Genomic DNA, 15,775 nt, shown 5'->3' with positions numbered 1-15,775 from the left:
GGTTCTTTCGATCGTGATGACCGCCTGCGCGTTCAGCGAACTATTGGGCCCTTCCCGAGACATACTCCCGCAGGCCGGGCACGGCAAATTCTAGGAGCCCGCGCCCCGCCGGCTGCACAAGCCCCGCATCGATAAGTCGAGCCCGATAGTTGCCGATCGTGTTCCTCGCAGCCCCGAGCCGTCGTCCGATGTCTGCCGTGTTCGACGGGCCTTCATCCTCTGACATTGCGCGCAGAAAGTCGAGATCCTTGGGTGACGCCGTAGCCAAGGCCGCAGCAAGCACCACACGAGTGTTCCTTCGATGTGCGGCGGCCAACGCTAGATCGACGTCTACCTCTTCCAGCGGGCCGCTTTTCGCCTCGGCCATCTGCCATAAGTGATAACCCACGAGCTGAATAAGAAAGGGGTAGCCACCGGTGGATGTGGCCGCCTTTCGCACAAACTCCCGAGAAATTGGGTGCTCCAGGTTTGCGAACGTTTCTTGGTAGGAGTCTTCGACTTCGCGAACTGCTGCGGCATGCAAATCAATGCGATCGGCTCGACGCAGGAACGTTGCGACGCCCTCGTTGAGCAGGTCGGATACGGAGGCGGGCAGACCCGCAAACAGTAGCGCGATGGGGAGCCCGTCACGGATAAAGTGCTGCACGAAGGCGGCCAATTGCGCAAGCTCGTCGCGGTTGGCACCGTGAATCTCATCTAGGGTGATGACCAACCCTGTGCGTTTTTTCTCAAGCAAATGCAGCAGCTGTTCTCCGAGTTGCCGCCACCCCAATTGCTGGGCCGGGGGCAACTGAGAAGTGATTGAGAATCCAGCTGCTCCGATGCCCGTAATCCGCCGAACCGCGGGCCCCGGCCCGAGCTCTTCAGATGATGAGCGCATGGCTTCACCAATTCGGCCCAAGAAGCCTGTCGTGGCCGTCTCTGAGATCACCAGCCACCCCCGGGTGCGAGCGATGTCTTCGGCTTCTCCGAGCATGACGGTCTTCCCTATTCCGCGGGCGCCGGTGAAAATCGTGAGTAGGCCAGGGGCACCGGATCGGATGTGCAGACCGTAGGAGAATTCGTCCAACAGTCCCGCTCGACCAATGAGCTGCGGCGGCTCGGCCCCTGCTGTGGGCCGAAAGGGGTTCTGAGTTATGTGCCGATCGATCACGGATACTCCTATGAATAGCTGTGTGCCCAGTGTACTCCTGTGTACATTGTGAACAAGAGTGAATTGCTTCGGACCAGACGTGGCGAGCGAGTATCGGGCGAAGCTGTCGGCTAGTCTGATGGTGGTTGGAGGTGAATGTAGTGGAGAAGCGTTGGGCGTCGATGAAGCTCACTTTGCTGTTGCTGTATTTGGGCGTGCTGCCGCTGACTCCAGATGTTCCACTTCCGTTCGCCTTCGTGCTCTTGGCGCTCGCGCTGATCGCTGCGGTTCCACTCATCCAGCGTTTCGCGCGCACCCTGTGTCACCGGCACTTCACGCCTGTTCAACAGTCGATTGTTCATACGGCAACGCTGGGCGCTTGGCAGCTGCTTCGCCCCGTCGCTCCGGGCACCAGCGGAACAGTACGCTCGCGTGCCCCCTCGGGCTTGCTCGCCGCCCACTGCTAAATAGCTCGATTCTCGCCCCCCCCCCCCCCCCGGGCGCTGAGCGTTCGCTGCACTGTCGTGGGTGGCATCAAATCAATTCAGATTGCCAGCAAGCGACCAAAGGCGAATTGTGCACCACAAAAATTTCCATACGAACTATCCGGTTCCCCCACTTACTCCAGAATCACAGTGTGCCGATACCCCACCGCGTCTTCAGCCGCCACTCATCAAGGTTGACGCGGCAGGCGTGACGGCTGGCGACACAACTTTGCTCCCACCAACAACGTTCCAGGCAAGTCGGGGCCAAATTGTAGCGCTGCGCGGCGAGAACGGGGTAGGTAAGACAACGCTCCTACGCATCTTGGCGGGACGCATTCAACAGACAACGGGCACAGTTCAGGTGAGCGGCCAGCCGGTGAATGAACGCGACCCCGAGTTTCGTCGCAAGATGGCGGTCATGATCGGCTTGCCGCCGATGGCATCTGACCTAACCGTGTTCAACCATGTCGCACTCGTGTCCTCAACCTGGGAATCGGACCCCGAATCAGTGGAAGCAGCCACCCGCCGCGTGCTCGCTGAGTTCAGTCTCACCAAATTAGGGTCGCGGTTTCCTCATGAGCTCTCCTCAGGGCAGACCCAGCTGTTCGGGCTTGCGCTGGTGTTCGTACGCCCCTTCGAGGTGCTCCTCATCGACGAACCCGAGCAACGACTCGACCCTGGCCGGGTCGAGCTGCTCGCTCAAGCGATGCTGGAACGTCGAGCAGCCGGGGCAACCATCATTGCGGCTACGCACAGCAGCAGTCTTGCGACGCGTGCAGCTGATCTCGCCATCACGCTCGGTTGTCACGCATGAGCGCCCTACAGTTGTCGGCAGCTCTAGGCATTTGGCGGGCACGGCAAGAACGATCTGGCGCGGGCAAGGTCTACTCGCTCTATGTCTTTCTCCTGGTCGCTGTGATCGTGATCGTGCCCATCATCCGTGCACTGTGGGTTGCCTTGAACACCCCGGCCGGGCGTGCCGTCCTATCCTCCGCGAACGCTACCAACGCAGTTTCAATGATCGTTGCGGTGCTCTGGGTCGGGGCATTGCTGGTGGGGCGAAAGCGCGGCCCAGCGCTCTTGCCGCCATTTCTGCTTCACGCGCTAGCCGGCAGCGGCATCCGTCGTGCCCTCGCGCTCCGGCCCCCAATGCTCCACTCCGCAACGGTCTTCGCTGGAGCGTGCGCCGCCGCCGCGGGGCTTGTGGGGATGGCGCTGATGGGTGATGGCCACGCACAGTCCGAGCACGTGATCGTGTTTGTTGCTTCTGCTATATCCACTGGCGTCGTAACCGCAATGTTGTGGCTTGTTGGGCAGGTCTACCCCCAAGCGGCACTCGCGGTTTCGTTGATCGTGCTTGTGCTTTCGGGAGTGAGTCTTGCGAGAGCGGAGGTGCTCGCGTTCACGCCCTGGGGGTGGGTGGGAGCGACTTACCCGTTCACGGGATCGAGTGCCCTGTCACCACTTGGTACGGGTGCGCTTGCCGCCGCATCCATCGTCATGGCTCCAGCACTGCTGGGCCGTCTCACCCAGATGCAACTCAGCACGCAGGCCGCGCAGTGGGAACGGGCCACGGCATTCTCATTCTCGCTCGACTTCGACTCAGCGGCTGCCCTCTACGAACCTAAACCTCGCCTTGGGCGCGACATTCGTTTCATCACCCCGAGCCGACGACTGTGGGCGACGTTCTTGCTGCGAGACTTGGTCGGACAGGCCCGAACGCCCGGCCGCCTACTCGGAGGCATCACAGGTACCGCTGCGTCTGGAGTCCTGATGACGCTCTCGCTCCTACCCGGCACTCCATCGGCACTTCTGGCTGGCGCAGCTGGGATCGTGATCTACGGTGCGGCTGGCCCGCTCGCCAAAGGACTTCAGCACGCCGCAAGTGTCGCGGGCGACTACCCGTTGTATGGCGTCAGCGACCGGCGCCTCCTACTCCTGCATACTCTCTTTCCCCTCGTTGCGCTGCTCACCACCCTCATCACGTTTGCAACCGTCACCGCGTGCATCAACGGCGTTCCACTTGCAGTTGCACTTCCCGGAGTGAGTACGATCGGCGTCCTGGCGTTGGCACTTCGTTTAAGTAACGCGTTGAAGGGGCCGCTACCTCCGAGCCTGCTCACGCCCGTCAATACGCCGGTGGGTGACTTCAGCATCGTCATGCAAATTGGCTGGGCAATCAGTGAGCCGCTGATCGCAATCCTCGGTGCACTCACAGTGACTTTGCTTCTCCTCACACCAATCCCGCTCGCAATGCTGGCGCTAGGCGTTGGGGCACTCCTCGTGATTCGATGGCAGAAACGACGATGAGTCAATAGTGGTGGAGCCCCGGGAAACGTAAGGCCCGAACCTCAAAATCGGTCTCGACCTTCATGTCATATCTAACGCTTGCAATCATCGCCCGGAGCGTTGTGCGGCAAAAAACAACTCGGCGTGATGGGTGTTTCGCATTCTAGTAACTGGCGCATTCGACTCAATATTTGGGGCGAATGCGCCACACGCCTACGCCTGCTTGCGCCGCGAGGCGAGCACCAGGCCAACTCCAACTAGCACGAGGAGAACGGCTGCCGCAATAGACGACACAGGATCGCTGCCCGTGTGGGCTAGGCCCTTTGCACCCACCGAGTCAACGACTGGCGGAACCATCGGGTCAGTGGCTGGCGGCGTCACCGGATCAGTGACCGGTGGTTTCACCGACGCTGAAGTCACGGTCAAGGTCGCTGCGGCACTCGTCACCGCACCGGCACTATTCTCGGCCGTCACCCGATACTGGGTTCCAGACAACGCCTCCGTCGCCGCAACCGTCAACGTCTTCCCGTCACCACTCACCGTGCCATCCGCTGCAGCAACAGCGTTCCAGGTGGCACCATCGTCGGTGCTGAACTCCCACAACAAACTCGGCTCAGGAGTACCCGTCGTATCGACCGTAAACGTGGCTGTGTCTCCCGCCGTCACCGACTGATCCGCCGGGTTAGTCACCGTCGGTGCAATATCGGGGACGACATAGGTGAACGCGCCTGCATAAGTGATGTCGGGTTGCACCACTCCGTTCAGCTCCCACGACACAACGACATCGACGGGGCCGGCAGCGTGGGGTGGGGTGGTGGCCGTCCACGATCCGTCGCCGTTATCCACGAGATTGGTTGCACTGATCCCGCCAAACGAAACCCCCGTTACAGTCGTCTGCGTAAGCACCCGCACCGGCACATTACGGTTCACGAATGTGCCGTCACCCAGCTGCCCGCTGCTGTTGCTTCCCCAGGCATACGCGGTACCGTCTGCAGCAACCGCGGCCGAATGCGAACCGCCGGCGCTCACCTGCTTGAAGGTCACCCCCGCAGGAAACTCCACCTGCACCGGCACATTACTGCCCGTGTTGGTAGCGTTACCCAGCTGCCCGAAGACGTTGCTTCCCCAGGCATACGCGGCACCGTCTACAGCAACCGCGACCGAATGCGAACCGCCGGCGCTCACCTGTTTGAAGGTCACCCCCGCAGGCAACTCCACCTGCACCGGTACATTACTGCTCGTGTGGGTGCCGTCACCCAGCTGCCCGGCGACGTTATATCCCCAGGCATACGCGGCACCATCTGCAGCAACCGCGACCGAATGCCAGTAGCCGGCACTCACCTGCGTGAAGGTCACCCCCGCAGGCATCTGCACCGGCTTCGGCACCGACACACTACTGCTCGTGTTGGTGCCGTCACCCAACTGGCCGTCGCTGTTGTTTCCCCAGGCATACGCCGTACCGTCAGCAGCCAGCGCGACCGAATGCAAATAGCCGGCACTCACCTGCGTAAAAGTCACCCCAACAGGCATCTCCACCGACACCGGCACACTACTGCCCGTGTTGGTACCGTCACCCAGCCGCCCGCCGCTGTTGGCTCCCCAGGCATACGCCGTACCGTCTTCAGTAAGCGCGACCGAATGCAAAGATCCTGCACTCACCTGCGTAAAAGTCACCCCGTCAGGCATCTTCACCCGCACCGGCACACTACTGCCCGTATTGGTACCGTCACCCAACTGCCCGGAGCTGTTGTCTCCCCAGGCATACGCGGTACCGTCTGCAGCAACCGCGACCGAATGCAAAGAGCCTGCACTCACCTGCGTAAAAGTCACCCCGTCAGGCATCTCCACCGGCACCGGCACACTACTGCCCGTATTGGTACCGTCACCCAACTGCCCGGAGCTGTTGTATCCCCCGGCATACACGGCACCATCTGCAGCAACCGCGACCGAATGCAAATAGCCCGCACTCACCTGCGTGAAGGTCACCCCTGGAGGTGGTTCAATCGTGACCTCGGTACCCCCTGTCACAGGCCCACTCGCCGGATCCGGCACCGCTTTCGCCGCGGCTCCCACCCCGACTAGCCCCAGCACCACACTGACAGCGAGTACTCCCCGCAACACGTTACGCACGCTCACTCCTGCACCGCCTTCGTCACCAGTGTTTCAAGCACCGTTTCCAGGCCCGTAAGCCCGCTCGACGCCTCAATTTCTGCACCAATCTTTCGGGTGCGTTCGGCGTAGCCCGGGTCAGCGAGCACCCGTCGCACCGCCGCCCCCACTTGCGCAGGTGTCGGCCGGTTCGTACGCAGACGCACCCCAGCACCCGTCCACTGCACACGGGCAGCGACTTCGGCTTTGTCTTCGGTCGCGCCTGCGACCACCAGCGGCACCCCATGTTCAAGCGCATAATGCACTCCGCCGTACCCGCCGTTACTCACATACACGTCGGTAAGGGGCAGCAGTCTGTCGTGCGGCAGGTACTCCGCCACCCGCACGTTCGCCGGTAGCTGCGACGGCAGAGTCGAAAGTGGTCGCCCACCCGTGCTGACGACCACGAGCACATCGTCATTCGCGAGTGCAGTCATCGTGGGGGTGATGAGTTCGTCGTAATCGGTGTTCGCGATCGTGCCCTGACTCACGTGCACCACGGGCCGTGACCCATCTAGCTCAGACCACCACTCAGGCAACGTGCCGTCACTCTCCGTGGCGCGTGACAGTGGTCCCACGAAGTGCACCGTCTCAGGCAGGTCGCGTCGTTCGTACTCAAAACCGGGAACGGTGAACTGCACAATCGCATCGGATTTCGAAGCGCCCGACATAAAAAAGCCGTCGAGTTTCTGCCCGGTTGCCTCAAATATGATCTGCTCGGCCTGCTTCTGCACGCCACCAAAGATGACCTTCTTCGTGAGCACGGCAAGCACGGCGTTGCGTGCCCGCCCCAGCACGCCAGGCTTCGGAAGAATCCCCAGGCCGAACGGGGCAGTGTCACGGCTCTCCACTCCCAGGGGGATGATACCGAGGTTCACAATCGCGGGCCGCTCGGCACGGGGCCTCGAGAGCAGCCCGACGGCCCCAATAAACATGCTCTCCACGAGGATCGCGTCGACCGGCTCCTGCGCGATTGCGGCATCGACCGCTCGCATCTGCACCGGCGCGGGTGCCAAGAAAATATTGCTCACGTCCCAGCGAATTCCCGCCACCCCGGTTTTGCCGACTCGGCCAGGGAACGCGACATTCATGTCGGTGTCGTCGTAGTCCGCGCCTGTGGGGAGCGCCAGAAACTCGGCCCCCGTACTCTGCACCTTGCTGGCGTACCGTTGCCCGGTCAAGAAACGCACCCGATGGCCCTGCTGCACAAGATGCCGCGTAACCGTCAACAACGGTGTCACGTGGCCATGAACAGGGGTGCTGCAGATCAGGAATGAGCTCATGCGCGGCTTTCGTTAAGTTGCAGACCAAGGTAATCTGTCTAACGTCAAAGTATTCACTAACCTTGGAGGCAAGTCAATATGTCGGGTCAGGAGTCACGGCCACGCAATCGCCAGTACCACTCCGAGGTGCGCGCCAACCAGGCCGCCGCAACACGATCCCGAATCTTGGAAGCCGCAGCCGACCTGTTTGCCGCCTCGGGCTACACCGGTACCTCTCTCTCTGACATCGCTCAAACAGCGGGCGTCTCGGTCGAAACCGTGAAACTCGGCGGCCCCAAGCGTCGCCTACTGCTTGACGCATTCACACACAGCTTCGCCGGAAGCGACAGCATTGATTCGCTCGCGAGCCACGGCCCGGTCACCGAAATCACCGCTGAACCCGACCACACCCGCTATCTCGCAGGCATCGTGCACTTTGTAGCCGAATCCAACCGGCGCAGCAGCACGCTCTGGACGACACTCCTGTCAGCCGCCAACTCCGACACCCTCCTCAGCAAGGAGCTCGACGGGCTGCAACAACGCCGCCGCGCAGACATACTCGTGCTTGTTGATGAACTCCGCCGCCGCGAACTCGCAAACACTGCCCAGCTACGGGAGACGCTCGCTGACACCATCTCATTTTTACTATCACCCGAGGGCTACAACCAGCTCGTACTCGGCGCGGGCTGGAGCCAACCCGACTACGAGACCTGGCTCGCCCGGACCATACTCACCACCTGCGCCCAAGAATGACCCCGCCCACCCACAAGACCACGCTCAGTCGAGCAGCGCTCGCACGTCATCGGCCGTGAGCGCACGCGCAAACAGCTGTTCGTCGTCGACCACCGCATCAAACAGGGCCCGCTTGCGCCGCTGCAGCGCCAGCACCTTCTCCTCAATCGTGCCGAGCGCGATCATGCGCAGCACGTGCACCGGCGCCTGCTGACCGATGCGATGGGTGCGGTCGATCGCCTGCGCTTCGCTCGCCGGATTCCACCACGGGTCGAGCAGCAGCACAGTGTCTGCTTCGGTGAGGTTGAGGCCCACTCCCCCGGCCTTGAGGCTGATCAGAAACACATCGGCCTCGCCCCGGCGAAACGCTTCAATGACCGCGTCGCGGTTGCGCGTGCTTCCATCGAGCCGCACCGTGCGCACACCCTCAGCGCCCAGACGCGCCTCGGCCAGGTCTAGAAACGACGTGAACTGACTGAACACGAGCGCACGCCTGCCCTCAGCCGCCAGTTCGGTCGCCTGCTCGGTGAGCGCGTCGAGCTTCGCCGAGGGCAGATCTGTGTACTGTTCGTCAATGAGCGAGGCATCGATCGCGAGCATGCGCAGCAGCGTGAGCGAGCGAAACACGGTGAACCGGTGGCGGTCAATATCTTCAATGAGCCCGTACAGTTTCTGCCGCTCACGCTGCAAGAACGCGTCGTAGAGCTGCCGGTGCGCGGGCGCCAGCTCGATCTCGAGCACCTGCTCTAGCTTCTCGGGCAACTCTGTCGCTACAAGCTCCTTCGTGCGGCGCAGCAAGAACGGACGCAGCCTGCGCCGCAGTGCCGCAATGCGCCTGGTGCGCAGGCCCGCCTGCGTCTCAGGGCCACTCCCGGCGCCGCGGCCCACCGAAACACCCGGGGCGGGGCGCTCGATCGCACGCACGTATTCTTCTTCGAACCGCCTCGCCGACGGAAACAGTCCGGGCGCCACGATCTGTGAGATCGCGTGCAACTCGCGCAGCGAGTTTTCCATCGGCGTGCCCGTGACCGCGAGCTTCCACGCGACCGGCAGCTGCACGGCGAGCTCGTTACCCACGGCGCGCGCGTTCTTCACGAACTGCGCTTCGTCGAGAATCAGGCCCGCAAGGCCAAGATCCGGATCTTCACACACGCCGCGGTATTGCTCGTAGTCGAGACGAAACAGCGCGTAGCTCGTCACGAGGATGTCGGCTTGGGCAGCGTCGTGCGCGACCGTGCGCCCCGAGGCCGCCGCGGTCGCGGTGCGCGCGATCACCCGCAGCCCGGGGGCGAAACGGGCGGCCTCGGCGACCCAATTACTTACGACAGAGGTCGGTGCAACGACGAGATACGGGCGGCGTTCGGGCGTCTCGTGCCCGGCATCGCCCGCCTTCGCCCAGGCGATGAGTGTGAGGCACTGCAGCGTCTTGCCCAGCCCCATATCGTCGGCGAGAATACCGCCCAGGCGATTGCGCCACAGAAAAGCCAGCCAGTGAAAACCCGCGCGCTGGTAGGGACGCAACTGCGCGTTGACGCCCTGCGGAATGGGCACAGGCGCCGGGTGCTCACGCCCCACGTCGCGCACGAGGGCGCGCCACTTTTCGGCCTCCGGTGATTCTTCAGCAAGGTCTTCAAAGTCAGCGATAAACGCGGCTTGGTGCCGCGTGACGCGCAGCCCGGTCTCCCACTCGTCGAGGTCTTGCCCCTCGGCGATCAGCTCGGTGAGGGGAGCCAGTGCAGGGTGATTTAGGTACAGGTACGTGTGATCGACGAGCAGCAGCTTTTTCTTGCCCGTAGCGAGCGCCCGAAACAGCGGCCCAAACGGCACCGTTTTGCCGTCGACCGTGATGAGCACACCCAGGTCGAACCAGTCTTCGGTCTCGCTGGGCACGGTGGTGACAGTGAGTTTCGGCGGGCCGGCGGCCTCGCGGTAGTTTGGGGCCGCGCCCGTCTTACGCACCTGTATGCCCGCTACCTGCTCAAGCTCGGGCACGACGCGGCTCAGAAACTCTGCCGCGTCGGCCCCGCGCAGTTCTACGGGTGCTGGCAGAGCGTCGGGCGCCGGCAGAGCGTCACTACCCCAGCTCGCTGGCAGCAGCCCCGATTGCTGCAGCGCGGGCGGTAACAGCTCAGCCAGTGTCGGGTGCTGCGCCGTGGCCGCCTCACGCAGCGCGCTTTCGCCCACGACGGCCCAGCTCAGCGTGAGTTTGTGCCCGCGCCGCCACGCGACGGTGAGCTGCAGGCCAAGCTTTTGCGGCTCGGGCAGCTGCACCGAGCCATCACTGCCCGAGACCCGAAAACTATGACGCAGCGCGGGCAGGCCGTCTGTAAAGAATGCTTCGCGCTCGGCCGCTGGCACCACGAGCGGCGGTGCGTCGCGGGCTTCGAAACCACCCGCACCGCCAGCGCCGCCGCCTTGGTCGCCACCGCCAGCGCCGCCGCCTGCAAGGTCGCCGCCAGCACGGTCGCCGCCAACACCGTCGCGCAGCAGCGCAATCTCGGCAGGTGTGAAGCCGCCCGCTACGGGCGCCAGGTGCACCGTACGGTCACCGTCGTGCTCGGCCAGGTAGAGGCCGTGATCGCCGATCACGCCGCCGCCGCGCAGCGGGGTCGCGCGCCCGTCGAGCGTCAGCAACGGGCGCAGTTGGAGCTCTCCCGCCCGGCCCGCCGTTGCGTCGAGGCTCAGCTGCGCGTGCGCATGCAGGTGCACCGGCGCGTGGGTGCCCGCAGAAACCAGTTCAATACCCAACTGCTCGGCCTCGCCCAGCATCGTCCAGAGGGCAGGGCTCACAAAGTCGTCAAGCAGCACCCAGTTCGCGTCGAAGCCGAGCGTGACGGTCTCGGCCGCCCTGTGCAGCGCGTACAGTTGCCGAAACCAGCGCTGCTGCGCCGAGTCAAGGTTGAGCCTGCCTCCCCTGTGGCCGATGTTCGACCATGTGAGCGTGCCCCTCGCCCACCCCTTTTGGGTACGCAGCGCCGGCCGCGCGCCCAGCCGGTATGCCCCGCTGCCCGCTTCTTGCCCACGCTTCACAGAGCGTGACGTGGGCCCGTTCCAGCGTTCGGACGTGCGCGGAATCAGCTCGCGCACTTCAAACTGCAGCGCGAGGCGGGTATGACCAGCACCGGCACCGTCTTTGATGCCAGCACCGTCGGACGCATGATCCGGATCGAGATTGGCGAGCTGAGCAGGCCCTGCAAGCTGCGCGACCCTCGAGCGCCAAGAATTGGCTGGCGTGGCAGGCGGGGCGGTCGCACCGGTGGTGTGATCTGGTGACGTGCCTGCGGGCCGCTCGGGAGTATTCATCGCGCTTCTCATCGTAGAAGATCTGGCCTCGCGTAGGAGCCCATTCTGATGGCAGGAATAGAAAAACCCCCGGGTGAGATTTCTCTCACCCGGGGGTTTTTGATCCACGTGCGCGGAGGGGGACTTGAACCCCCACGCCCTAATACGGGCACTAGCACCTCAAGCTAGCGCGTCTGCCATTCCGCCACCCGCGCGAATCATTCCGGCCAGTTTCGCTTTCTCGCTCACCGGCCGAACAAGTAATAATTTAGCACGGCTTCGAAGCTCGCCTCGAATCAGTGCGGGATCTCGCGTGTGTCGCGCATAATCGCGCCAATTCTGCGTTCTCGCGCACGCATGGCGATGCGCGCCTAGGCCCGGCCAATCTCGGCCCACGTCGCTCCGCATGCCCGCGCAAGGTCTGCGGGGGCGAGCTCAATGTCGAATCCACGTTTGCCACCAGACACGAGCACAGTGTCGTGCGCCCGCGCAGACTCATCGATCACGGTCGGTAGCGAGGTGCGCTGCCCCAGCGGGCTGATGCCGCCCACCACGTAACCCGTTTTGCGCTCAGCGAGCGCGGGGTCTGCCATCACCGCACGCTTGCCGCCTCGCGCCGCGGCGATCGACTTGAGGTCGAGCTTGCCGCTCACCGGCACCACCGCGACGGCAAGCTTTCCATCGACCTCGACGAGCAGGGTCTTGTAAACGCGATCAGCGGCGATGCCGAGCTCACGTGCGGCTTCGGCCCCAAAATCGGTCTCTGCCGGGTCGTGCGTATAGCTGCGCGCTGCAAACGGTATCTGCGCACGCGTGAGCGCCACGGTTGCGGGCGTGCCTGTGCTGCCCTGCCTGCCAGTCGCGCTTTTTGCTGCCTTCTTTGCCATGCGCACAGTGTATCGGCGGGCGGTACCGTAAATCGGCGGGCGGCACCGCGTATCGGCGGCCGGCGCCACAGCGCCGCGGCCAGCACCGCGGGCCGCACCGCGCAGCCGGCATGAGACCCTACGGTCGCAGCCGCCTGCGCAGCAACTCGATGCGCTTTTGCAGCTGCGTCACTGATGCCTGCGCGACAGCGGGCCCACCGCAGACGCGGCGCAGCTCAGTGTGCACATCCTTGTGCGGTTCACCCGACACTCGCGCATACATGCCCACCAGCTGCGACAACAGTTTGCGCTGTTCGCCGAGCGTGCGGTGTAGCGCCTCGGGCGCCTGCGCTTTCTCGGGGGCGTGCTCCACGATGCCCTGCCGTGAAGCGCTGCGTTTTGCTTGCCGAGACTGCCTGGCCTGCAGCAGTGCTTTCACGTCTTCTGGTTCGAGCAGGCCCGGAAACCCGAGAAAGTCGAGTTCCTCTTCACTGTCGACCTCGGCGTAGCCACCAAACTCTGCGCCGTCAAACACCGCACGGTCAAAGTGCGCGTCTGACCCCAGCGCCTGGTACTTAAACTCTTGCTCAAGCAGCTCAGATGACGCTTTGTCTTCGCGCTCCGCGTCAGCCATCATGGCGGCCTCGGCGTCCCACATCTCTTCGGCGCTCTTAGGCCCCTCGAGCACGTGGTTGCGTTCTTTCTCGAGCTCGGCCGCGAGCTGCATAAGCGCAGGCACGTTAGGAATAAACACTGACGCAACCTCGCCGCGGCGACGCGAGCGCACGAAGCGCCCAATGGCCTGCGCGAAAAACATTGGCGTCGACGAGCTCGTCGCATACACGCCCACCGCGAGCCGGGGCACGTCCACCCCCTCAGACACCATGCGCACCGCAACCATCCAGCGCGAGGTGCCCTGCGAGAAATCGTCGATGCGGGCCGACGCTCCCTCTTCATCAGACAGGATCAGGGCCACATTTTCGCCGGTGATCTCGCGCAGCTGATAGGCGTAGGCCTTCGCGGCCGCGTGATCAGTCGCAATCACGAGCCCGCCCGCGTCGGGAATCTGCTGGCGCACCTCGGTGAGCCTGCGATCTGCGGCACGCAGCACCTTCGCGATCCAATCCCCCGCCGGATCAAGAGCGGTGCGCCAGGCTTGGCTGGTCACATCCTTCGTGTTGCCTTCGCCGAGGGCTGCTTCCATTTCTTCGCCGGCTGACGTCTGCCACCGCATTTTGCCGGCATAGACCATGAAGATCACCGGGCGCACGATGCCGTCAGACAGGGCCCGGCCGTAGCCGTAGTCGTAGTCGGTGAGCGAGATGCGTGACCCGTCACCCTGTGGTGCGTACTGCACGAAGGGAATCGGCGCATCATCAGAGCGAAACGGCGTGCCTGTGAGCGACAACCGGCGGCGCGCCGTGCCATAGGCCTCGTAGATCGCGTCGCCCCAACTAAGCGCGTCGCCGCCGTGGTGCACTTCGTCCATGATCACGAGCGTGTCCATGTTCTCGGTCAGCAGCCTGTGCTGCACGGGCTTCATCGCAACCTGCGCGTACGTTACGACCACGCCGTGGTAGTGCCGCCCGTAGCCGAGCCCATCTGAGTTGGAATAGCTCGGGTTGAGCCGAATGCCCGCTCGCGCGGCGGCGTCTGCCCACTGATTCTTCAGGTGCTCGGTCGGGGCGACCACGATGATCTGCTGCACGGTGTGGTTCGAGCGCAGAATCGCGGCGAGCCTCAGCGCAAATGTGGTCTTGCCCGCACCAGGGGTCGCCGACGCCAAAAAATCGCGCGGCGAAGCGTCGAGGTACTTTCGAATCGCTTCCTCCTGCCACGCTCGCAGCGTGCCAGCGGTGCCGTGCGCGGCCCGCTCAGGGTAAGCGGGAGGGAGCAGTTCGGCGGCACTCGTACCGGGAAGATGTAGGCCTGGATCCGAATCTGTCACAACACTCTAGACTAGCTCCCAGAGCCGGAGCGCGCGTTCAGGTAACACTGCTCCACGAGTGACAGGGGAGCCCCGAACCATGACGATGCACGAAATGACGCCGCACGGCGACGACCCAACGATTGAATTGCCCTGGTCACGGTTCGTGGCCCTCGGCGACTCTTTCACTGAGGGGGTAGGCGATCCGGATCCCGACAGCCCAGGCGGCTTGCGCGGTTGGGCCGACCGCTTCGCAGACGTGCTCTCGAGCTTCAGCAACGAATTCTCGTATGCGAACCTCGCTGTGCGCGGCAAGCTCATCAAGCAAATCTCAGAGGAACAGATCGAACACGCGCTCGATCTGCGCCCCGATCTCATCAGCATCTGCGCGGGTGGCAACGATGTGATTCGCCCCGGATCAGACCCCGACGAGGTCGCGGCCAGGCTCGACGCCGCCATCACGCGGCTCAAGGAGTCGGGCGCCACGATCATCATGTTCACCGGTGTCGATACCGCGTTTCAGCCGGTGTTTCGCACGATCCGAGGCAAGGTCGCGATCTTTAACGAGAACGTACGCAAGGTGGCTCAGCGACACGACTGCATCGTTGTCGACCAGTGGGCCATTGACGAGCTGCAAGACCCCCGCTACTGGGCCGATGACCGGCTGCACCTGAACGCGCTCGGTCACCACACCATTGCGCGGGCAGCGCTTGATGCGCTCGGCGTGCCGCATAGGCTGCAGCCGCTTGACCCGCCACCGCTGCCGAGCCACACCTGGCGTGAGGCCCGCAAAGAGGACGTGGTCTGGGCGCGCGAGCACCTTGTCCCCTGGGTCATTCGGCGCATCAAGCATGTTTCATCGGGCGACGGTATTACCGCGAAGCGCCCGGTACCCGAGCATCTGTCGCACCCCAACCACGCTTCGGAGTAAGCGCACAGCTGACAGCCGCCGCGCGGGCAGATAGGCTGAGCCCATGGCACTCCTCACGAAGCAAATTGCAGACACTGTCACGCAGGTGGGCGTCCGTTCGGCCTATGGCGATCCCGTAGAGCTCGGTGACGCAACTATCATGCCCGTAGCATGCACCTCTTTTGGGTTTGGCGCGGGCGAGGGCGGCGCTGGTGCCGACGATGTCGCGCAGGGCGAAGGCTCGGGCGGCGGGGGCGGCGGCATGTCGATCCCTGTCGGTGCATACGTCTCACGCGACGGCGTAACCCGTTTCGAACCGAACATCATCGCGCTGCTCGTGGTGGGTGTTCCGTTCGTGTGCGTTGCGGGGCGCGCGCTGGCACGCGTGATTCGAGCACTCAAGCGCTAGTTTCACGACCACGGGGCGCCCTGGTGCGCGCCCCGAACATTCTGGGCTGTTCCCAACCCGGTCATCCTGCGCGACGCGGGAGTCGCTGGATCCAGCACGAGTCACGTCTGAGGTGTGAGAACGCTTCAGATCTTTGAGCTCTTAACTCGCGCCGCTTTAGTCCTGGCGTGCAGTGCACATGTCGAGGCTTTGGGGCAACAGCTCAGGCGAATGAGTCTTTTCCCGCATCCGTTGCACCAAAGACCGATTCTTCTGGCAAATGAGGGCGTGGGGGCCAAAAAGGGTGTTTTAATGTCCCCTCAGCCACAACATAGTGCGGCACCAGGCGCGGGG

At 63.6% G+C, this 15,775-nt stretch carries 12 protein-coding genes and 1 tRNA gene; 6 read left to right on the top strand and 7 right to left on the bottom strand.

What is annotated here, in order from left to right; all coding sequences use genetic code 11:
* Positions 1-40: 40 nt before the first annotated feature.
* The gene (locus ACXR2W_RS01000) at positions 41-1,153 is read right to left on the bottom strand and encodes an ATP-binding protein (protein ID WP_458812269.1); all 1,113 of its coding nucleotides are present in this window, start codon (positions 1,151-1,153) and stop codon (positions 41-43) included.
* A gap of 140 nt (positions 1,154-1,293) precedes the next feature.
* Here ACXR2W_RS01000 and ACXR2W_RS00995 point away from each other — a divergent pair, with 140 nt between their 5' ends.
* From ACXR2W_RS00995 to ACXR2W_RS00985, 3 genes are all read left to right on the top strand, one after another.
* Entirely contained in the window at positions 1,294-1,599 is a 306-nt protein-coding gene (locus ACXR2W_RS00995; protein ID WP_458812266.1) for a hypothetical protein, read from the top strand.
* Between the two features lie 61 nt (positions 1,600-1,660).
* Positions 1,661-2,431: an ABC transporter ATP-binding protein gene (locus ACXR2W_RS00990; RefSeq protein WP_458815403.1), complete on the top strand. Its 771-nt coding sequence runs from the start codon at positions 1,661-1,663 to the stop codon at positions 2,429-2,431.
* A 404-nt stretch (positions 2,432-2,835) separates the two neighbouring features.
* Positions 2,836-3,927, top strand: a complete 1,092-nt coding sequence (locus ACXR2W_RS00985) for a hypothetical protein (RefSeq protein WP_489948820.1) — start codon at positions 2,836-2,838, stop codon at positions 3,925-3,927.
* Positions 3,928-4,119: 192 nt separating this feature from the next.
* Here ACXR2W_RS00985 and ACXR2W_RS00980 read toward each other — a convergent pair whose 3' ends face one another.
* Together ACXR2W_RS00980 and ACXR2W_RS00975 are read right to left on the bottom strand one after the other, a co-directional pair.
* Positions 4,120-6,042, bottom strand: a complete 1,923-nt coding sequence (locus ACXR2W_RS00980) for an RCC1 domain-containing protein (protein ID WP_458815399.1) — start codon at positions 6,040-6,042, stop codon at positions 4,120-4,122.
* Positions 6,039-7,295, bottom strand: coding sequence for a nucleotide disphospho-sugar-binding domain-containing protein (locus tag ACXR2W_RS00975; protein WP_458815397.1), 1,257 nt, complete (start codon positions 7,293-7,295; stop codon positions 6,039-6,041). The genes ACXR2W_RS00980 and ACXR2W_RS00975 overlap by 4 nt, the downstream gene beginning before the upstream one ends.
* A gap of 120 nt (positions 7,296-7,415) precedes the next feature.
* On the opposite strand from ACXR2W_RS00975, the gene ACXR2W_RS00970 reads away from it, so the two are divergent.
* The gene (locus tag ACXR2W_RS00970; RefSeq protein WP_458815395.1) at positions 7,416-8,069 is read left to right on the top strand and encodes a TetR/AcrR family transcriptional regulator; all 654 of its coding nucleotides are present in this window, start codon (positions 7,416-7,418) and stop codon (positions 8,067-8,069) included.
* A 24-nt stretch (positions 8,070-8,093) separates the two neighbouring features.
* Here the strand turns inward: ACXR2W_RS00970 and ACXR2W_RS00965 are convergent, their stop codons facing one another.
* From ACXR2W_RS00965 to ACXR2W_RS00950, 4 genes are all read right to left on the bottom strand, one after another.
* On the bottom strand, positions 8,094-11,351 hold the full coding sequence (locus tag ACXR2W_RS00965; protein WP_458815393.1) for a DEAD/DEAH box helicase: 3,258 nt from the start codon (positions 11,349-11,351) through the stop codon (positions 8,094-8,096).
* Between the two features lie 109 nt (positions 11,352-11,460).
* Positions 11,461-11,545 (bottom strand) — tRNA-Leu (locus tag ACXR2W_RS00960).
* A 156-nt stretch (positions 11,546-11,701) separates the two neighbouring features.
* Positions 11,702-12,217, bottom strand: a complete 516-nt coding sequence (gene ybaK / locus ACXR2W_RS00955; protein WP_458815391.1) for a Cys-tRNA(Pro) deacylase — start codon at positions 12,215-12,217, stop codon at positions 11,702-11,704.
* A gap of 118 nt (positions 12,218-12,335) precedes the next feature.
* A complete protein-coding gene (locus ACXR2W_RS00950; RefSeq protein ID WP_458815389.1) occupies positions 12,336-14,144 on the bottom strand; it encodes a DEAD/DEAH box helicase in 1,809 nt (602 codons plus the stop codon).
* An 85-nt stretch (positions 14,145-14,229) separates the two neighbouring features.
* Between ACXR2W_RS00950 and ACXR2W_RS00945 the strand changes: the two genes are divergently transcribed.
* Positions 14,230-15,054: an SGNH/GDSL hydrolase family protein gene (locus tag ACXR2W_RS00945; RefSeq protein ID WP_458815405.1), complete on the top strand. Its 825-nt coding sequence runs from the start codon at positions 14,230-14,232 to the stop codon at positions 15,052-15,054.
* A gap of 43 nt (positions 15,055-15,097) precedes the next feature.
* Positions 15,098-15,442: a spore germination protein GerW family protein gene (locus tag ACXR2W_RS00940; RefSeq protein WP_458815387.1), complete on the top strand. Its 345-nt coding sequence runs from the start codon at positions 15,098-15,100 to the stop codon at positions 15,440-15,442.
* Positions 15,443-15,775: the final 333 nt, after the last annotated feature.

The sequence above is a fragment of the Leucobacter faecis genome, from assembly GCF_054456695.2.
Note: the sequence above shows the minus strand (reverse complement) of the source record. Positions and strands in the feature narration are given on the sequence as shown.